This is a genomic window from Streptomyces sp. NPDC000075, from assembly GCF_040301925.1.
Classification (GTDB): Bacteria; Actinomycetota; Actinomycetes; order Streptomycetales; family Streptomycetaceae; genus Streptomyces; species Streptomyces polychromogenes.
On the sequence record NZ_JBEPFL010000001.1, the window covers coordinates 228,939 to 247,830 of the forward strand.

General features: G+C 72.6%; 15 protein-coding genes. 9 read left to right on the plus strand and 6 right to left on the minus strand.

Annotation, left to right across the window (positions count from 1 at the left end; translation table 11 throughout):
• Positions 1 to 249 precede the first annotated feature (249 nt).
• Complete coding sequence (locus ABT403_RS00900) at positions 250 to 1,158, minus strand: LysR family transcriptional regulator (RefSeq protein ID WP_344167583.1); 909 nt, start codon at positions 1,156 to 1,158, stop codon at positions 250 to 252.
• 244 nt (positions 1,159 to 1,402) lie between these two features.
• On the opposite strand from ABT403_RS00900, the gene ABT403_RS00905 reads away from it, so the two are divergent.
• A complete protein-coding gene (locus ABT403_RS00905; protein WP_344167580.1) occupies positions 1,403 to 2,563 on the plus strand; it encodes an acyltransferase family protein in 1,161 nt (386 codons plus the stop codon).
• Positions 2,564 to 2,631: 68 nt separating this feature from the next.
• Positions 2,632 to 3,339, plus strand: a complete 708-nt coding sequence (locus ABT403_RS00910) for an SDR family oxidoreductase (protein ID WP_344167577.1) — start codon at positions 2,632 to 2,634, stop codon at positions 3,337 to 3,339.
• A gap of 40 nt (positions 3,340 to 3,379) precedes the next feature.
• On the opposite strand, the gene ABT403_RS00915 is transcribed toward ABT403_RS00910, so the two are convergent.
• Positions 3,380 to 4,087, minus strand: a complete 708-nt coding sequence (locus ABT403_RS00915; protein ID WP_344167574.1) for a DUF4232 domain-containing protein — start codon at positions 4,085 to 4,087, stop codon at positions 3,380 to 3,382.
• Positions 4,088 to 4,203: 116 nt separating this feature from the next.
• On the opposite strand from ABT403_RS00915, the gene ABT403_RS00920 reads away from it, so the two are divergent.
• The 3 genes from ABT403_RS00920 (at position 4,204) to ABT403_RS00930 (ending at position 6,750) form a co-directional block, all read left to right on the plus strand.
• Complete coding sequence (locus ABT403_RS00920; RefSeq protein WP_344167571.1) at positions 4,204 to 4,731, plus strand: SigE family RNA polymerase sigma factor; 528 nt, start codon at positions 4,204 to 4,206, stop codon at positions 4,729 to 4,731.
• Positions 4,721 to 5,563 (plus strand): DUF4232 domain-containing protein, encoded by an 843-nt coding sequence (locus tag ABT403_RS00925; protein WP_344167568.1) that lies wholly within the window; start codon positions 4,721 to 4,723, stop codon positions 5,561 to 5,563. The genes ABT403_RS00920 and ABT403_RS00925 overlap by 11 nt, the downstream gene beginning before the upstream one ends.
• A 233-nt stretch (positions 5,564 to 5,796) precedes the next feature.
• Positions 5,797 to 6,750, plus strand: a complete 954-nt coding sequence (locus ABT403_RS00930; protein WP_344167565.1) for a virginiamycin B lyase family protein — start codon at positions 5,797 to 5,799, stop codon at positions 6,748 to 6,750.
• A gap of 45 nt (positions 6,751 to 6,795) precedes the next feature.
• On the opposite strand, the gene ABT403_RS00935 is transcribed toward ABT403_RS00930, so the two are convergent.
• Together ABT403_RS00935 and ABT403_RS00940 are read right to left on the minus strand one after the other, a co-directional pair.
• Positions 6,796 to 7,581 (minus strand): hypothetical protein, encoded by a 786-nt coding sequence (locus ABT403_RS00935; protein WP_344167562.1) that lies wholly within the window; start codon positions 7,579 to 7,581, stop codon positions 6,796 to 6,798.
• A gap of 473 nt (positions 7,582 to 8,054) precedes the next feature.
• A complete protein-coding gene (locus tag ABT403_RS00940; RefSeq protein WP_344167559.1) occupies positions 8,055 to 8,645 on the minus strand; it encodes a snapalysin family zinc-dependent metalloprotease in 591 nt (196 codons plus the stop codon).
• Between the two features lie 547 nt (positions 8,646 to 9,192).
• Between ABT403_RS00940 and fabG the strand changes: the two genes are divergently transcribed.
• Complete coding sequence (gene fabG / locus ABT403_RS00945; protein WP_344167556.1) at positions 9,193 to 9,984, plus strand: 3-oxoacyl-ACP reductase FabG; 792 nt, start codon at positions 9,193 to 9,195, stop codon at positions 9,982 to 9,984.
• Between the two features lie 39 nt (positions 9,985 to 10,023).
• On the opposite strand, the gene ABT403_RS00950 is transcribed toward fabG, so the two are convergent.
• Entirely contained in the window at positions 10,024 to 10,581 is a 558-nt protein-coding gene (locus ABT403_RS00950) for a hypothetical protein (RefSeq protein WP_344167552.1), read from the minus strand.
• 198 nt (positions 10,582 to 10,779) lie between these two features.
• Between ABT403_RS00950 and ABT403_RS00955 the strand changes: the two genes are divergently transcribed.
• From ABT403_RS00955 to ABT403_RS00965, 3 genes are all read left to right on the plus strand, one after another.
• Positions 10,780 to 11,178, plus strand: a complete 399-nt coding sequence (locus ABT403_RS00955) for a hypothetical protein (protein WP_344167548.1) — start codon at positions 10,780 to 10,782, stop codon at positions 11,176 to 11,178.
• Positions 11,179 to 11,330: 152 nt separating this feature from the next.
• A complete protein-coding gene (locus ABT403_RS00960; RefSeq protein WP_344167545.1) occupies positions 11,331 to 12,839 on the plus strand; it encodes a DUF4246 domain-containing protein in 1,509 nt (502 codons plus the stop codon).
• 39 nt (positions 12,840 to 12,878) lie between these two features.
• Positions 12,879 to 13,541, plus strand: a complete 663-nt coding sequence (locus ABT403_RS00965) for an HAD family hydrolase (protein ID WP_344167542.1) — start codon at positions 12,879 to 12,881, stop codon at positions 13,539 to 13,541.
• Here the strand turns inward: ABT403_RS00965 and ABT403_RS00970 are convergent.
• Positions 13,530 to 18,833: a sacsin N-terminal ATP-binding-like domain-containing protein gene (locus tag ABT403_RS00970; protein ID WP_344167539.1), complete on the minus strand. Its 5,304-nt coding sequence runs from the start codon at positions 18,831 to 18,833 to the stop codon at positions 13,530 to 13,532. The genes ABT403_RS00965 and ABT403_RS00970 overlap by 12 nt on opposite strands.
• Positions 18,834 to 18,892 lie beyond the last annotated feature (59 nt).

Consider the following 18,892-nt stretch of genomic DNA (forward strand, 5'->3'; position numbering starts at 1 on the left):
TCGGGGCCGTTCTCGCGCATCCACGTTATGCAGACCTGCCGCCCGCGAACGGCCGGGCATTGCGCCCGGCCAGGCGGCGGTCGGATTTCTCATCAGCGTTTCCGACGGCACCCCTCGGGACCGGTGACAGCACCTCCAGGTCATCCGATCGAGAGGGGGCAACAGTCATGCCGGGCCCGGAGGCCAGCGGCCCTCTCGCAGGACCGCGAAAAACATAATGGGGGGGGAGAGAGTGACGAGCGGGCCCGGTCAGTGGCTGGCCGGGTGGAGGAGGCGGGCTGCCTCGAGGAGGGTGATGACGAAGGGGCGGAGGGCGGGGGAGTTGTACGACCTCAGCCAGACGGGGCCCCAGCCCTTGGGCGTCATGTCGGTGATCGGCACATAGGCGATGTCGGGACGGCTGTAGAACCGGGTGGCCTGCTCGCCGACGATGCCGGCGCCGGCGCCCGTGGCGATCACCTGCAGGGCTTCGAGGAACGTCTCTATCTCCGGGCCCGGGGCGATCGGACGGCCCTGGGGCGTGCGGTCGGGCCAGCGGTCCGAGAGCCCCGTTCCGGTCCGTACGCCGGCGACCCGCAAGAGCGCGACCTCGGCGAGGTCCTCCATGGTCACGCTCTCGCGGCGGGCCAGGGCGTGGTTCGCGGGAACCGCCAGCAGCTGCGCCTCGGTCAGGATCACCGGCCCGACGGCGATACCGGGTTCGGTGACCGGCAGGTGCAGGATCAGGAGGTCGACCTCCTGATCGCGAAGCCGCGGGAGGGCTTCGAAGAGCTGCACCTCGCGGGGGCGGACGCGCCAGCCGGGCTCGCGTTCGGGGAACATGCCGGCCGCCTGGTGGACGATCTGGCCGGCGGCCGCACCGATGAAGCCCACCCGCAGGACGCCGACGGTCGTCCGGGTGCTGCTGACGGCGCGGGCGAAGGCGGCCTGGATCTCCTCGTACGCGGGCCGGACCTCGTCGCACAGCCGGTTGCCGAGCGGAGTCAGGCGAACGCTGCGGTTGGTGCGCTCGAACAGCGGAGCCCCGACCTTGCGTTCGATCGTCTTGATGAGCTGGCTGACCCTGCCGGTGGTCACGTGCAGGCGCTCCGCGGTACGTCCGAAGTGCAGCTCTGCGGCCAGCCCGAGGAACGCTTCCAGCTCCAGGCGTTCGAGCACCCGGCCACCACCCCTTGTTCACCCTGGTCGAACGAAGGTTCCAGTATCTCTCCTTCGAGAGGGTCCGGTCGGTCGTGTGTTGAGCCGGGCTAAACACCGGTTCTGGAATTGAGCCTTGTCCGGACGATCTTCAGACGAGAGCCTGAGAGCCTGAGGACCGGCGCGACATCCCCATGGATTGACATGTTCGCGGCAATATTCGAGTAGCTTTGCGGCGGTCGAACGTGGGGGAAACGGGAGCGGGATGAGCGAGAAATCCTTAACGGGCATACGTCTGACCGCTCTGGACGGACTCAGGATCGTGGCGGCCCTGATGGTGGTCTTCTACCACTACGTCACCCTCGCCTCCGCCTGGGGCCGGCCCGGCTCGGCCGTGTTCCCGGTGGCCCAGCCGGTCGCCGAATACGGCTGGCTCGGGGTCGAGGTCTTCTTCCTCGTCAGCGGCTTCGTGATCTGCATGAGCACCTGGGGCCGCACCCTCGGAGACTTCGCGATCTCGCGCATCTCCCGTCTCTACCCCGCTTATTGGGCCGCCGTCGCGTTCACCGCCGGTGTGCTGTGGCTGTGGCCGGAGGTGCGGCGCGTAGAGCACTGGAGCGACGTACTGGTCAACCTCTCCATGATGCAGGGCGGTCTCCACGTCCAGAACCTGGACGACGGCTACTGGACGCTCTTCGTGGAGCTGAAGTTCTACGTGCTCTTCGCGCTCGTCGTCCTGCGGGGCGTGACCTACCGCAACTGCGTGCTGTTCTGCGGTCTGTGGACGGCCGCCGGCGTCATGGCCCCCACCGCCGGCTCCGGTCTGCTCGACTTCTTCGCCATACCGCAGTTCGCCCCGTACTTCGTCGCGGGCATCGCCTTCCACCTGATGCGCCGCTTCCGGCCGACCCACCTGTTGTGGGTGATCGTCGTCCTGCAGTTCCTGCTGGCGCAGACCTACGTCGCCGCGCGCCTCGACGCGAACGTGGACCACGACGCGAACGTCTGGCCCGCCCGCCTCGTCATCGCCCTGGCCTTCGCGGCCATGGCGGCGATCGCCCTCGGTGCCTTCGACCGCGTCCAGTGGCGCTGGCTGCGGACCGCGGGCGGGATCACGTACCCCCTCTACCTCATCCACATGATCGCGGGACTGACCGTCATCCACCACTTCCGTGACAGGGTGCCGCCGGTGCCGCTGGCCACCGGCCTGGCGGTCGTCATGATCATCATTGCCTGGCTCATCCAGCGCTACGTCGAGCGCCCCGCCGCCCGGCTGCTCCGGGCCGGCCTGCACCGGGGCCTGGAGGACATCCGCGCCGCCGGCTCCCCCCGTGCCACGGCGCCACTCCCGGTCGTGGTGCGCCGGCTCGGGCCGCCCCGTGAGGACTACGTCCAAAGCCGCAGCCCGACCAGGCCCCGGGCCTGATCCCCCCGCGCGGGACGACGGCATAACGTGCTGTCCGACTCCGGATCATCCGCCTCAGGGGAGAGAACATGAGCACCGCTGCACCGGTATCGCTGGTCACGGGCGGCAACAGGGGCATCGGCCGCGAAACCGCGCGCCAGCTCGCGGGCCTCGGTCATACCGTCCTGCTGTCCGCCCGCCGTCCGGAGGACGCCGAACGGGCCGTCGCCGAACTGGCCCCCGGAGTGCCCGGCACGCTGCTGCCCCGCAGGCTGGACGTGACCGACGCCGACGACGTCCGCGCCCTCGCCCGCCGGGTGGACGAGGAGTTCGGGCGCCTCGACGTCCTCGTCAACAACGCGGCCGTCAACTACGACACCGCCCGGCGAGCGGTCTCCGTCGACCTCGACGAGGTCCGCCAGACCCTGGAGACCAACCTCTTCGGCGCCTGGCGGACCGCGCAGGCGTTCCTGCCGCTGCTGCGCCGTTCGTCCCACCCGCGCGTGGTGAACGTCTCCAGCGAATCCGGCTCCCTGGAGCTCATGTCGGGCGGCACCCCCGCCTACGGGGTCTCGAAGGCCGCCCTCAACGCCCTGACGCGCAAACTCGCCGACGAGCTGCGCGCCGAGCGCATCCTGGTGAACGCCGTCTGTCCGGGCTGGATCGCCACCGACATGGGCGGCCCCGGCGGCGACCCCGTCGACCAGGGTGCCGCCGCCGTCGTCTGGGCCGCCACCCTGCCCGACTCCGGTCCCACCGGCGGCTTCTTCCGGAAGGGCGAACCGCTGGCCTGGTGAAGGAGAACCCGGTGGCCGGGGCCGGTGGCCCTGCCGTTGGTCAGGAGGACATGATGAAGCGCAGGGCGAGCCCGGGGGCGGTGAGCCAGTAGGTGACGCGGGCCCCGTCGTCGAAGGCCACCTGACCGGGCAGGGTGACGTTCACCGGCTCGCCCGGCGTGCCGCCGGGCCCGGGGCCCTGGAGACCGACGGGAAGGCTGTCCGTGTCGTAGGTGTCCATACGGCCACCGTGCGCAAGGAGGGCCGCGTACGCCTTCTCACCCGGAGCGAGGACGGCAGGCGCGTCCCTGCTGTCCTCGATCACCGCGATCGGGGCCCTGGCATAGGGGAACTTCAGGTACGGGTACCCGTACAGACCGCACTTCCTCTTCCCCGTGTTGGTGACGGTGAGGAGGAGATGCCTGACCGGCTCGCCCTTCCCGTCCTCACTCGTCACGGAGAACCCGAGATCGGCCACCGCACACCCGGCCACCGAGGCAGGCGCGGCGGAGGACGCCACACCGGAGGCGGGAGCGGTAGGGGCGGCGGGCTTCGCCGGACCACCGCCGGGCTTCGCCGACACCTCACCCGGCTTCGCCGTAGCCGATTCCGCCGCCTTCGGCGAGTTCGCCGCGTTCGGCCGCCCCGAGGTCTTGGAGTCGCCCGACGCGTCGGCCCCGCTCGGTTCGCATGCCGTGGACGCGAGCAGCAGCGCACCGAGGACGGCCGCGGCCGCCGCCTTCCCGATTGCCTTGTTTCCCCTGGTCAACAGAGCCCCCTGTGTGGTGTTCTTCGCTGTGCACGACCTGTGCACGACCTGTACGCACGCCAGGAGCCGACGGGTTGCATGCGGATCGGAAAAGTTTTGGGACCGCGGGGGGCGGTATGACCGAGGACGAGTTCGACGCGTTCTACGCGTCCGCGTTCCCACGGGTCGTCGGCCAGGTGTACTCCTTCACCGGCGACCACGCCCAAGCCCAGGACGTCGTCCAGGAAGCCTTCGTACGTGCCTGGGACCGGCGGAGTGACTTCCTCGCCGGCGAGGCCCCCGAAGCCTGGATCCGTACCGTCGCGATGCGTCTCGCGGTCAGCCACTGGCGGCGGGCGCGGCGTTGGCTGGAGCTGGTACGCCGGACCCCGCCACCCGGGCACGCCCCTGGCCCCGGTCCCGAACACGTCGCCCTCGTCGCGGCGCTGCGACGGCTCCCGGAGCCCCAACGGCTGGCGATAGTGCTGCACCACCTGTGTGACCTCAGCGTGGAGCAGGTAGCCTCCGAGACCGGCGCACCGGTCGGTACGGTCAAGGCCCGCCTGTCACGCGGCCGGGCGGCCCTCGCCGAGCTGCTGCCGGCGAGTGAGGCCGGTGTGGTGGGCGGAAGTGGCGAGGAGAAGGAGGAAGACCGTGGCCGATGACCTGTCCTCCGCACTGCGCGAGCTGGCCGACAGCGCCGCCGCCCCCGCCCCCACGACGGGCGCGGAGGTCCGCCGCCGGGCCGTTTCCCGGCGACGTCGCCGGCACTCCGCCGTCGCGGCGGGCACCGTCGCGGTGGTCGCGGCCCTCGCGTTCGGCCTGACCACGGTCCTCGGCGGCCCGGAGTCCCACCGGCGCCCCGCACCGCCACCCGCCGCCTCCCTCGCGGCGCCCACGGCCGACGCGGCCTCCCCGGCCGCCCCCACCGCCGGCGTGCCCTCGCCCACCACACCCTCCCCCAGCGCGCCGACCCTCGCCGGGCCGACTCCCACCGCCCCCGCCGCCCCTACCGCTCCCGCCTCCGGTGTGGCGTCCTCCGTCGCGCCTGCCTCGGTGGCCGGGTGTGCGGTGGCCGATCTCGGGTTCTCCGTGACGAGTGAGGACGGGAAGGGCGAGCCGGTCAGGCATCTCCTCCTCACCGTCACCAACACGGGGAAGAGGAAGTGCGGTCTGTACGGGTACCCGTACCTGAAGTTCCCCTACGCCAGGGCCCCGATCGCGGTGATCGAGGACAGCCAGGACGCGCCCGCCGTCCTCGCTCCGGGTGAGAAGGCGTACGCGGCTCTCCTTGCGCACGGTGGCCGTATGGACACCTACGACACGGACAGCCTTCCCGTCGGTCTCCAGGGCCCCGGGCCCGGCGGCAAGCCGGGCGAGCCGGGCGAGCCGGTGAACGTCACCCTGCCCGGTCAGGTGGCCTTCGACGACGAAGCGCGCGTCACCTACTGGATCACCGCTCCCGGGCTCGCCCTGCGCTTCATCATGTCCTCCTGACCGACGGCAGGGCCACCGACCGGACCACCGAGCCCGCAAGCCCCGATCGCACGGAGCCCGTTGCGCGCCCGGCGCACGTACCGGCGTGGCCGGAGCCGCGCATCGGAGTGGCGCGGGGCGCGGTCGCTGGCGTGGCTCTCGTGACACCGGCGGTGGCTGCCTAGGGTCGGCGGGAGCAGGCCGGCAGGCCGGAGGGCTGCCGGCCGGTCACGGAACAGGTGGGTGGGTGAATCGTGGAACGCATCACGGTCAGGCCGTACGAAGACGAACCCCCGGTCCCCTCGAACGGGACGCGGCGGCGGCCGATCCGGCGACGCGCCGCCCTCGCCGGACTGCTGCTCCTGTGCGTGTCGCCCGCGCAGACCACGCAGACCGCGCACGCCGCCGAAGCGCACGACGTACACCACCGTCACACCGGCCAGCGGCTGTACGTGTCCGACTACGGCGACAACCGGGTGGTCGCCCTGCCCACCCGTGGCGGGGGCGAGAGCGTACTCGTCCTCGACGGCCTGGTACGGCCAACGGGTCTCGCATGGGACCGGGCGGGCAGTCTCTACATCGCCGACACCGGCAACAACCGTGTCCTGCGGCTGCTGCCGGACGGGGGCGGGGAGGCCACCGTTCCCACCGAGGGGCTCTCGCGCCCGCTGGGCCTCGCCGTCGACGCATCCGGCGACCTCTACATCGCCGACAGCTTCAACGACCGCGTCGTGAAGGTGGCCGCCGACGGCAGCGGCCAGAGCACGGTGCCGGCCACCGGGCTGTTGCACCCCTGGGGACTGGCCCTGGCACCGGACGGGGACCTCTACGTCTCCGACTTCGTCAACGACCGCGTCGTCAGGGTGTCCGCCGCCGGCGCCCAGACCACGGTCCCCGTGGACGGACTCTCCCAGCCCACCGGGCTCGCCCTGAGCGCCGCCGGAGACCTGTACGTCTCCGACAGCGGCAACAACCGCGTGGTGATGATCGCGGCCGGGACCGGCGCGCAGACCACCGTGCCCTTCACCGGTCTGAGCAACCCGCTCGGTCTGGCCGTTGACCACCGCGGCACCCTCTACGTCGCCGACGCCTTCAACAACCGCGTGCTCCGCCTCCGCCCGAACGGCACCCAGACCGTGCTGAACCCCACCGGCCTCAACACCCCCACCGGCCTCGCCTTCCCGCCGCGCACGGGCGCGGACAGATAACTCCGCGCCCTCACCCCCACCCACGCGCCCTCCTGAGCCGCGCAGTCAGTCGAACAGATACTTCAGGGCTGCCGGGCAGTACACGACGGCTCCGGCCATGGCGACGAGCCCGAATGCCTTTGCCCTGCCGGCTTCCGCGCGGCCGGCGAAGTACCCGCCGAGTGCTGACCCCATGCCGCACACGGCCTTGTAGTGCAGTTGGTCGGCGGCGCCGGACGGTGTCAGGGCGGGCGGTGCCGGTGTCGCACTCGCCGCGGGGGCTTCGGCGCGTCGGGCCTGTGCGGTCCGCACCATGGCCATGAACAGGACGTTGCTCGCGCTGTCCACCGCGTCAGGGTGGACGACTGTGCAGTGGCGGGGGATCAGCTGCATCGTCTGGTCGACGAGGGGAGCGTGTTCGGGAGCAAGGCCGGGCAGCTTCGCGACGAGGTCTCGCGCGGCCTGGACCGCGTCGGCGCGGCAGGCTTTTTCGGCGAAGGCGTTCAGGTCCTCGCCCCGGAAGAGCAGCCAGCGCACGTTCTCGGGACGAGCGGCGGCGCCGACGGCGGGCGGCGCGGCTCGGCGGAACGCCTGGGCGAGCGTGTCCTCGGCCTCCTGCGGCGTGCGCCAGCTGGAAAGCAGTTCCTGGTAGGAGGGGGCGGCGAGGTCCTGGGCTCCCACGTCCCGGGCCGGGTTCCGCTCGACCTGGTCGGTCCAGGCGCGGATCCAGCCGCTGCCCGTCGGCTCCACGGCGGGACCGGCCAGTGTGTTGTGTTCCCGGCCGCCGCAGGCCGTCAGGAACACGCCCGCTGCCACGGCCCAGACGAGGAGACGGCGATCGAGGCAACGCATGGGGCCTCCGTGAGCCGGGGAGAAGTCGCGCAACGGCCGCTACAACCATCCGCCCCGCTCGACAGGGCCGCCCGCCCGGGCGGGCCGAAAGGGTGACCGACCCGTCCGCCGGGACCCGCACCGTCCGTTTGCCGTTCCGCGGTTCCCGTGCTGAGGGCGGCTGATGCCGGTCCCGGCCAGCCGGCGCTTCCGATGCGCGTGTGCGCGAGCCCGGGCAGCAGTCCGCCCGGTTCGGCGAGGCCCTCGGCTCACGGTCCCGGCGCTGCCGCAGGCGGCCGAACTCGCGGGAGTTTCCTCGTGCGCGGGGTGGCCGCCCAGGCCCGGTTCCGGGTCGGCCGGACGGCGAGGCGCGACCCTTCGCTGCCGCCTCGTGTACGGCCAGAGGCCTCAGACCGTGTGATCTACGCCCTCAGCCCGCTCCGGAGATCCCGGGCAGGCTGAGGGCGTTGACGGCGACGAGGCCGTTCCGTCCGTCAGGGGGCGTCGATGAGGAGCCGGCCGTCGGCCGGAACGGCTGCCGCGAGCCCGTTGGCGTAGGCGTACTGCACGCGCGAACGCTCCGTGGCGTCCGGTACGGCGTTGGTGCAGGCCGTTCCGGCGCTCGATCCGGACATCAGTTGGGTGCACGGGCCCGGCTTGGTGTCCGGCAGGCCCAGGCTGTGGCCCAGCTCGTGCGCCGCGATCCGCGTCTTGTCGTACCCGTCGGTCACGGCCTGCGCGCCGAGTTCGACCCGTACCTGCCGCCCCGGACGGACCGGCCCGAGGGTGGCCTGGGGCCAGCCGGTGGTGGCCACGATGAGGATTTCGGCCCGCGCGCCGGGTGCGGCCTTCACCAGCCGCACGTTGCTGACGTTCGCGTTCCAGGAGGCGACCCCGGCCGCGACGGCGGCTTCCCAGCCGCCGGCCCGGCTGTCGTCGTACCGGAGCGTCACGGCCGCCGCGGTGGCGCCGGGTATCGCCGAGGCCGAGGGGGCGGGTGCGGGTGCCGCGGTCGCGGCCGTCGCCGTGGCGAGGAGCAGGGCGGCGGCGCAGGTGGCGGCTTTCAGGGAGGTGCCCAGGAACATGGTGGTGCTCCTTCGTCCGTGGGGGCCCGGCCCCTGGGGCGGAGCCGGGGCGTCGGAGGCAGCGCCACCGCCCTTCTGTGGCACGGGCGTTCGGGCAGCCGCCCCTCGAAGCCCTAAGAAGGTAGCCCTGCGGGGCGTCTATTCGTCATGCACCTGCCAGCCATTTCCGGCGGGCGGTCCAGCCGGTGCCCGGTCAGCGGGCGCGACCCCGGTCCCGGCGCCCTCCCCGAGCCCGCCACCGGGCCGGTGCCCGGCCGGGTGACCGGTGCGGTCCGTCGGCGAGTGCCCCTTTCGTGTGACCGGCGGGCCGGTCCGACGGGGCGTGAGGGCGGTGCGCCGGGCCGGCCCGGGGCATCCGTCGCGGGAGCCGGATCCCGGTCCCGCCCGGCCCCGTCGGCCGCCGCCCGTGGCCGTCCGCCCACCGGACCCGGCACCGGCGCAGGGGAGCGACGCCGGCCGGCCGGCGGGGATGCGTCTACGGTGAGACGCCCCCGGCGAGCCGGCCCGGGGACCGCGACCACTGGCGAACGGCGAGGTACGACGGACCATGACCCGCACCCCCTGGCGAGACCGGTCCGTCGTGGTGACCGGCGGAACGCGCGGCATCGGGCGGGGCATCGCCGAACTCTTCGCCCGGCGGGGCGCGGCGGTGCTCCTCACCGGCAAGGACGGGGAGGCGGCCCGCGCGGTCGCCGCCGACCTGGCCCGGTCCACCGGCGGGCGCGTCGCCGCGACGGGCGTGGACCTGCGCGACCCGGACGCGGCCGAGGCGATGGCGGCGGAGGCGGAGCGGCTCCACGGACACGTCGACGTCCTGTGCGCGAACGCCGGCATCTTCCCCGAGAAGCCGCTGCGGGAGATGACCGCGGCCGACGTCGACGAGGTCCTGGCCGTCAACCTGCGCGGCTCCATCCTCGCCGTACGGGCGTGCCTGCCCGCGATGGAACGCGCCGGGCACGGCCGGATCGTCCTCACCTCCTCCATCACCGGGCCGACCACCGGGTACACGGGCTGGTCCCACTACGGCGCGAGCAAGGCGGGCCAGCTCGGGTTCCTGCGCGGCGCGGCCCTGGAGCTGGCCCCGCTGGGCATCACGGTCAACGCGGTCCTGCCGGGCAACGTCCGCACCGAGGGCCTGGACGCGCTGGGCGAGGACTACCTTCGCCGGATGGCCGCCTCGATCCCGCTCGGCAGGCTGGGCGAGACCGCCGATGTCGCCCACGCCGTGGCCTTCCTCGCCTCGGACGAAGCCGCGTTCATCACCGGCCAGACCCTCACGGTCGACGGCGGCCAGACCGTGCCCGAATCCCTCGACGCCCTCGCCCCCGCGACCGGGTGACCGGGTGACGGCGGGGATCGCCGCCCATGGACGGCCAGGTCACAGACCGGAGACCCGGAAGACCGTGTGGGCCGTCTCGCGGTCGATGCGCCGCGCCAGCTCCCGCAGGGCCGTCGTGCCCTCGCGCAGGGTGCCGCGCCGGACCGACGTGCGGCCGTCCGTGTCCAGGAGGTGCCACATCGCCGGATTGCGGGCCAGGACCGTCGGGTCGATCTCGACCCGCCTCCCCTCCGTGTCCCGGAGGATCATCCGCTGGGACACCCCGTCGGACCAGCGGACCGAGACGAGGGAGTCGGTACGGACGGTGTCCGTCGTCAGCATCCTTCGCGTGCACAGCAGTCCCGGGCGGACGGAGACCCGGGGCGGCAGCATGATGGCGAGGACGAGGAGGGCCAGGCCGGTCCACAGGACGCCGCGCGTCACGTCGAGCCTTCCGGAAGCGGCGTCCACGGCGAACAGGGCCGTGCACAGGAGGGACGCGACACCGAGGGCCGCGCGCATCTCTCCGGCCCAGTGGAGGTCGTGTGCGCAGGGGCCTGAAGACGCCGCGTCGGCGTCGTGGGCGCCGGGCGCGGCAGGTGTGAAACGTCGTCCCATGAGAACGACGTTAGGGCTGGTGGCGGCGGTGCGGCCGGCCCCTGACGCACCTCTGACGTGACGGCTACGCCATGTTGACGGCCTCGCCCCGGGCGGGGCCACCCGTTCGGCCCAGTATCGCGGCGTGCGCGGGCGGGCGGGTGGTTAGCCTCGGAGGCGCGAGGGGGGAGTCCTGCCCAGCCCCAGACGGGAGCCACCGTGAAGTCCACCCTGCGTGCCCTTGCCGCCGCCACCCTCTCCGCGACGCTGCTGACCGGCGCCGCCGCAACCTCGTACGCCGCCGCGACGCCTTCCCCGAAGGCGAGCGCGAGCGCGAGCGCCGAACAGGCCAGCCTGACCGTGACCGTGGACAAGACGGAGGTCAAGGCCGGGGACAAGGTCCACGTCACCGGACGCACCAAAGGCCTGAAGATAGGCAGCAAGGTGGTCCTCCAGCACAAGAAGAACGGGAAGTGGACCACGCTCAAGGCCGAAACCGTCGTCAAGAACGGCAGTAGCTACGCCCTGGACGCCAAGCTCAACACCAAGGGCGCGGAGGAACTGAGGGTGCAGTCGGGCGAGGTCTCCTCGCCCAGCGTCACCGTCACGGTCAGCTGACACCCCGGCGGCCCGCCTTCCCCGTCACTCCCGCCCGGGCGGGAACGGACGCGAACGGGCGCGAACGGGGGAGGCGGGCGGCCGCGGCCGTGCTGTCGGACCGCTGGGCTATCCTTCCGGCACCGTTCACCCGACCGTAGGGATCACCAGCGTTGACCGGCATGTCTGCTTTTCCCCTGCCCTTCGAAGCGTCGCGTTCCATAGCGTTCGCGCAACCCCGGACCCTGCGGGAACTCCAGATGATGGAGTGCAGCGCCCACATCCGGGCGAAGCAGGGGTGGTTCGAGAAGAGGGGTGACGCCGGGATCGTCGCGCGGTGGACGCGGGAGGCCCTGGCCCAGGGGCTCACCGAGGCGCAGGTGCGGTACGTGCTCGCGGAACTCGCGTACTACGCCGCGCTGCGGGACGCGCGGACCGGTATCGAGGTGTCCGCCGTCGACGGGGTGTGGCAGTCGGACACGCTGGTGGACGACGAACTCGCCGCCCGGCTGCGCGAGGCGGTCCGGGTCCTGGAGGACGTCCCCGAAGCGGAGCGGGACTGGCACCCGGGATCGGACGGGCAGGTGCTGGACCTGGTGCACCCCTCGCTGTTCTGCCTGGTGCGGGGCGTGAGCGGGGGGCCCGAGGAGGCCTGGCGGAACCCGACGAACCACTACTCGAAGCACGAGTTCTCGGAGAAGTTCCAGTGGCTTCCCACGGACGTCGACGTCAGCGAGGAGGGCGAGGTCGCCTTCCGTTCGTACGTCAACAACGTCCACCCCGAGACCCACCGCGAACTCGCCGCCGTCCTCCCGGACCTGTTCGCGCGCATGCTGCCGCTCTGGGAGAACGTGCTGACGGATCTGCGCCACCCCCGGCCGCCGCGGATCGACGTCGACCCCTACGGATGGTACGACTCCGAGCCGCCGTACCCGGTCAGATCCGCCTTCAGTGACGACGGGGCCTACGCGGAAGCCCGCGACGCCTGGGGGGAGGCCTACGAGGCCTGGACGGAGAACCGCAGGCCGGTCGTCCCGGACGCGCCGGACTTCACCCCGCCCGAGGTGCCGGGCGCGGACGCCCGGGTCGGTCTGCGCGGCCGGCGCCTCCAGGTCATCGTCAAGCTCGCCACCATCCACCTCACCCCGGACAAGCCCGAGTACGCGGGCGGTTCCTGGCACGTCGAGGGGATGCTGAACGAGCGGATCGTGTCGACCGGCATCTACTACTGGGACAGCGAGAACATCACCGAGAGCCGGCTGAGTTTCCGCGCCGCGCTCGACGACCCCGAGTACCAGCAGAACGACGACGACGGGCTGCGCGAGGTCTACGGCCTGGAGGACGAGGACGCCCTCAACCAGGTGCTGGGATCGGCGCTGACGCCGGCGGGGCGCTGCCTGGCGTTCCCCAACGTCCTGCAGCACCGCGTCGGCCCGTTCCGCCTCGCGGACCCCACCCGGCCGGGGCACCGCAAGATCCTCGCGTTCTTCCTCGTCGACCCGTCGACGACGGTCGTCTCGACCTCCGACGTACCGCCGCAGCAGCCGTGGTCGGAGACCTCCACGATGACGCTCGAACAGGCCGAGGAGTACCGCGAACAGCTGATGCGGGAGCGGAAGTTCTTCGTGGCCGAACACAACGAGCAGCTCTACGAGCGGGAGTTCTCCCTCTGCGAGCACTGATCGCTTTCCGGCCGGATGGCCTGATGGCATGATCGGCACGTGATCAGTGAACCCCGCCCGTCCGGCGCCAAGCGGTACGTCCTGTTCGATGTCGACGGCACCTTGATCGACGCCCTGGACAACCAGCGCCTGGTCTGGCGGACCTGGGCCGCGCGGTACGGCCTGGACCCCGACGAGGTCCACCGGGTGGCGCTGCGGACCCGGCCGATGGAGACCTTCGCGCAGGTCGCCCCGGACCGGGACCCGCACGAGTGCCTCGCCGCGCTGCACGCGCTGGAAGACGAGGACGTCCGCACCGGCGTCTACGGGGCCTTCGACGGCGCCGCGGAACTCCTCGGTGCCCTGCGGCCCGGGACCTGGGGGCTGGTGACGTCGAACTACGAGCACCGGGTGCGCGGCCGTTTCGCGCGGACCGGCCTGCCGGTCCCGGAGGTCGTGGTGGACGCGGCCGCCGTCACGGAGGGCAAGCCGTCGCCGGTGCCGTACCTGCGGGCGGCCGCGCTGCTCGGTGCCCGGCCGGAGGAGTGCCTGGTCATCGAGGACGCACCGTCCGGGGTGCGCGCCGGGCTGAGTGCCGGCATGGCGGTGTGGGGCGTCAACACCGCCACCCCGGTGGACGGCGTGCACCGCCACTTCGCCACCCTGAGCGAAGCGGCCGACGCCATCCTCGCCTTCGCCACGGGCTCCGGCTCACCGGCCTGAGCCGGAGCCCGAGGACAGCTGGAACCGGTAGCGCAGGCCCTCGCCGACCGAGCGGAAGAAGCGGGCCGACCGTGGGTGGAGCGGGTTGGGCAGGAGGTGGATCCTGCGCAAGTCGGCGTCGAGGGCGTGGGAGACGTACAGCACCTGGAACGTCTCCCGCTTCTTCAGAGAGCGCGCGCGGGCGATCTCGGTGGGCGAGAGGACGAACTCCCCCTCGCTTCCGGCTGATGACTTGACCTCGAAGAGCAGGCTCGCCCGCTTCGTCTCGACGACGAGGTCGTAGCCGAGCGAGTCGTCGCCCAGGCCGTCACCCAGAACCTTGTTGCGGTAGCCCGACACCCAGGCGCCGTCGTTCACGGCGTCGTACCGGTTCTTGAGCCACGCGAGGGCGGCCACCTCTCCGGCGAGACCGACCGCGAGTGCCTGTGTGTCGGAGAGCTTGCGCCGTCGGCCGGCGGAGAATCCGGGACGCCCGGTTCCGGGGAGCCGCTGTGCACGCGGACCCAGTTCGACGAGCGGATCGTCGCCGGCCGAGTGGAGGAACTCGGCGGTGAGGCCGCCCCGTACGGCTTCCACGATCGCGTGGTAGTTGTCCTCCTCCGCCGACATCCTGACGCGGTCCACCATGATGTGCCGCTGCTCTTCCTGTCGCAGGCGCCGTTCCCTCCGCTCCTGCCGTCTGGCGTTCTCCAGCTGGCCGGTCGTCAGGCCGAGTGCCTCGGGTGTCAGGGCGAGCGGGATGGCGGCAGGCCATCGGTCCCCGGCCCGGAGCCAGCGCAGCGTCGTGGGGTCGTCGAGCGGGAGGAAGTCGAGCAGGCCGGCTGCGGCCGCTTCGGCCGCGACGCCCTCCGGGTCCCCGGGCAGGCCGGAGGCGGGCTCATCGTGGGCTGCCTCCCACGCGTGGACCAGCGCGCGTGCCCGCTTCAGCTGACCCAGGAGGAGGGGCCGGTTGGTGAGCCGGAGTTCGTCCACCGGCGGCAGCCGGGCGTCCGTGCCGAGGGGCGGGGCGCCGAGACCGGTGAGCCAGCGGTCGACGTGCGCCCGCATGAGGGCGGTCTCCACGTGAAGCCGTTCGTCCGCCCAGGTGGGGTCCGGCACGAGGGCGGCCAGATGCCGGTTCTCGGTGTACGAGGTCAGGGGGGCTCCGGACCGGAACGCCTCCAGGAAGCCGGCCCGCAGCGCGTTCAGGATGCCCTGTCGCCGGCCGACGACGAAGTGCCGGAACTCCTGCTCGATGCCTTCGGCGTTGCGCAGCGGCCGGTACGGTGACCCGAGGGCCGAGATCGCCGCATTGAGCTCGGGCAGCGACAGGGACATGGCCCTGCGGGCCGTGTCCAGGTCGGGGTGGCGGGCCGCCGCCCGGAGGGCCCGGTGGTCCGTCGGCGTCAGCCGGGCGGCCAGCCAGCGGTCCAGTGCGGTCTCGGAAGCGGTGGCCTCGTCCTCGGACAGGAGGGCACGGGCCGCTCCGGGGTCGAGCGTCGCCAGCAGCGGCACCAGAACGTCCAGGAGAGCGTCCAGGGGCTGTCGCAGGGTCGAGGCGATCTCGTGCACCCGGGCCCGGTCCTCGCCCAGGACATCGGCGATCGCGTCGGCGTCCGGGCTCTGGCCCTGGTCCCACCCGGCCGCGCCGAGGTCGAGAAGGGCCATGCGGAGGGTGTCGGCGAGTTCGGGGTGGTGGAGGAGTTCCATGATCCCCGGAGCGGACCGCTGGAGCAGGTCCTCCTCGCCCTGGCTCGGCCCCTCCAGCAGCAGGGTCGGGGTGTCCTCGTGCGGGACGGCCAGCCATCGTCTGCCGCCGTGACCGGGCCGCTCGGTGATCTCGTCCACCACGGAGGTCAGGACGCAGGCGTGAACGATGCGAACGCGCTTGGCGATCGCGCAACCGCGCCGCACCGATTCCGTGGTGGGGCGGCGGAAACGGCCGGCACGCAGGTCGATGACGGCCGCGACGAGCGTCAGGAGCCATTCGCGGTCGGGCGTGATCAACGGCTCGCCCGCCGAGCCCGGAAGGAACGGCTCGCCGTCCACACGGACTTCGACCCGGGCCCGGGAGACCCTGCGGACGCGGGAGCCGAAGCGCCGCTCGAGCAGCGCGGCCACCGCGTCGCCGTGCACGTTGCGCATGCGGAGCAGCGGTGCGCCGCGCTGCTCGAGGAGCTGGACCAGCTGGCGCGCGTCGGTGTCTTCCACGTACAGGTGATCCACGTCGGTCGCCGGGTCCGTGGCGTCGGTGAGCGTGACCGGTTCGAGCCGGCCGCCCCGGCTGATGACGACGGTCGCCCCGGAACCCCGGGGGTAGGGGACCTGGCCCGTCTGGGCGCACTCCGCCCAGGCGTCCTCGTAGGCCCGGCGGAAGGTGGCCAGCATCGTCTCGGGGACGGCGCCGGCGGTGAACAGCCCGGTGAGCTCGCGGACACGACGCGCGGCGGTGTCCGGGGAGTCCCACCGTTCGAGTCCCCAGGCGCTCGTGCGGCGCACCGCCCGGTCGTGCGCCTGGAACGCCCGGCGCAGGGAAGGGGGCACCAGGGGGACGAACGGCGGGGCGGCCTCGTCCCCGTAGGTCCAGGCGGCAGCGGGCCGGACGAAGCGCCAGTCGGCGCGCTCACGCGGTGAGGTGACGGGCATCCACTCGGCCTCGGCGAGGAAGGCGGTCACCGGCGTGGGCAGGCTGAAGGAGTCCCATCGGTCGTTGTAACGCCGCACGGTGACGTGCAGCGCCTCGGCGGCCCACTCGGAGCAGCCGGCGGCCACGAGCCTCGCGTACACGCGCTTCGCGGCGTCGGGCAGATGGGGGTGGTCGTCCTGGCCGGGCAGCCGGTACAGAGGAGCGGTGCCCACGTACTGGGTGTAGGGGCGCAGGTCCGTGGGGCGGCTGTTCACCACGTGGCGCAGCCAGACGTCCGCAGTGGCCTGCGGCAGGGACGACGCCGGGGGCGTTCCTTCCATGAAGTGACGGCCGTCCGCCCTCGGGGCGGAGCGCGGCACCGGCACGGGACGGAGGCCGGCGCCGACCCCCAGGCGCTCGAGGAAGCTACGCCATTCCGCCAGGTCCGCGCCCCGGAAGACCTGATGCGCCGGGGCAGCGGTCAAGCGGGACCGCAGCGAGGCGAGTTCCTCCGAGACGTCCTGCGCGCCGTCGATGAGCTCGCCGAGCATCTTCGCTCGCGCGTCGCCCCATTCGGCGCAGAACAGGGCCTTCGAGGCCGGTATCCACGAGCCGTCGGCGCCGGGGACGAGCAGCCCCATCGCCTGGATGTCGCGCCATGGCGCGGTATCGCTCTGGGACAGCCGGAAGGCCCAGGTGAGGACCTCCGCCGCGAGTTCCGGGGTGGGATCGTCCTGCAGGGAGCGGGCGACCAGCGCCAGCAGTTCGTCGGCGCGGTACTCGTTGACCAGGCCGCCGTCTTCGAGCATCCGGCGGCCCGGCTGCTTGCTCGTGACGCTGCCGAGCCGGTTCTTCCACGGGATGTCCCGGGACACGAAGAAGACCCGACGGCGCAGCGACCGCGGCAGGCGGGGGCCCTGTGGGGTCGGGCCGGCCTGTTCGTCGCCGTCGGCCCTGGGCGGGAAGAAGGCCGTGGCACGTTTGCCCTTGCCGTCGGCCCGGTTCGCCTTTCTGAGCCTTCCGTCGTCGTCCATGAGGATGCGGCGGTCCTGGAGTGCGCGGGGCCGCTCGACGCAGCCGGCGAGCTCGTCGTAGAAACGGGCCCACACGTCCGGCTGGAAGGGTGTGCCGGCGAGGCTGCGGGCCAGGCTCTCCGCCCAGGTCGCGAGGAGTTCGTCCGGGGGCCGCAGTGAGCGGCCGGCGAGGGTGGTCAAGGCTTTCCCGAACCGGGACGCACGCTGCCCGGCGACGGACGGGTGCACGAGAACGGCGCCCGCGTCCCGGGTCAGCCGTTCGGTCGTGAAGAGCGTCCGGCCCTCGTCGTTCCAGAGCAGGGCCTCCTTGGGAGAGGCCCACGGACGCCCGCCCGGCGCCAGGGGAACGATCGGGGCCGCGCCCACCTCGTGCCCGAGCCGTGCGAAGGCCGAGGCGAGCCGGTCGGACATGGGGGTGTCCCAGCTCAGCAGGTCCGCGCAGAGCGCCGGTGGAAGCTCCAGCTTCCCGGCGGAGCAGGCGAGGAGCGTATCGGCGCCGAGGAGGGCCAGCTCGTCGAGGAGGAAGTCGTTGAGCGGGACGGTCTTCTCGAGGTCCACGCGGGCGAGCTTGGCGAAGAAGGGCGCGTTCACATGGGCCGGCAGGGGGGCGACGGCCTGTTCGCCCATCGGCAGGTGGGTGTAGAGGCGCCCTTCGGCCAGCTCCTCGTCCAGGGGAAACGCGAGCGTGACCCGGGCGTCTCCCTCCCAATCGCGCCAGCCCTCGCTGATGTGGCCGCCGAGCACGCTCCGTTCGACCGCGTCGCCGAAGGCCCCGGCCGTCACCTGCCGGTCGAACAGGACGAAGGCCCCGACGTCGCCGATGGTGACGGTGCTGACAGTGAGCCGGTCGAGTTCGGCGTCCGTCCGCTCGGTCCGGGCCAGGGTGTGCCGTTCGACGCCGCCGTCCCGCCGCTCTTCGACGATCAGCGAGCCGATCCGGCGCAGGAAGAGCAGCACCGGCGGGCCGACGGACAGGGCGGCCAGCTGTTCGGCGGCCTCGGCCCGGGCCTCCTCGCTCTTCAGTGGCAGGCGCAGCACGGTCACGTAGCCCTCGGCCGCGAAGGCGCTCACGGTGTCCGGGACGTCGTCCAGAGGCACCGGCAGACACAGGTGGAAGACGTCGGCGGCCACTTCCCCGGCGAGGGCCGCGTCACCGTCCAGGAGGTCCTTGAGCGAGGCCTCGTCGGCGAAGGTGAAGCGGTAGCCGTCGAAGTCCCGGCGGCCTTCCTCGGCGACGGAGTAGACCTGGGGCGATCGGGTCAGCTGGAGCACGCTCTTGAAACCGATGCCCTTGTTGCCGATGCCCTCCTCCGGGCGTTTGTCGGACCGGGCGACGTCCGTCATGGCGTCGAAGTTGCTGCGGCTGACGGGCCGTCCGGTGTTCGCCACGTACACCGCGCCGTGCGGGCCCTCGTCGTGGTCGAGCCTGATCAGGACCCGGCCCCCCGAGCCGTCGGCGGCATGCGCGTCGTGGGCGTTCTGCAGGAGCTCCACCAGGGCGCGGTGCTCGTAGTCACGGACGGCCTGCTCGATGAGGTTCTTGAGGCTGCCGAACAGGTTCCAGCGGTCTTTGGCCTCGCGGTACGAAGCGATGCGGTCGAGCGTCTTCGTCCGCACCTCGGCACGGCGGTCCGGCATGGAGGTGTTCTTCACGGCACGACCGTAGCCCGTGGGCCGGACCGGGCGGGCGTGAGGTGTGCTGGACTGTCAGG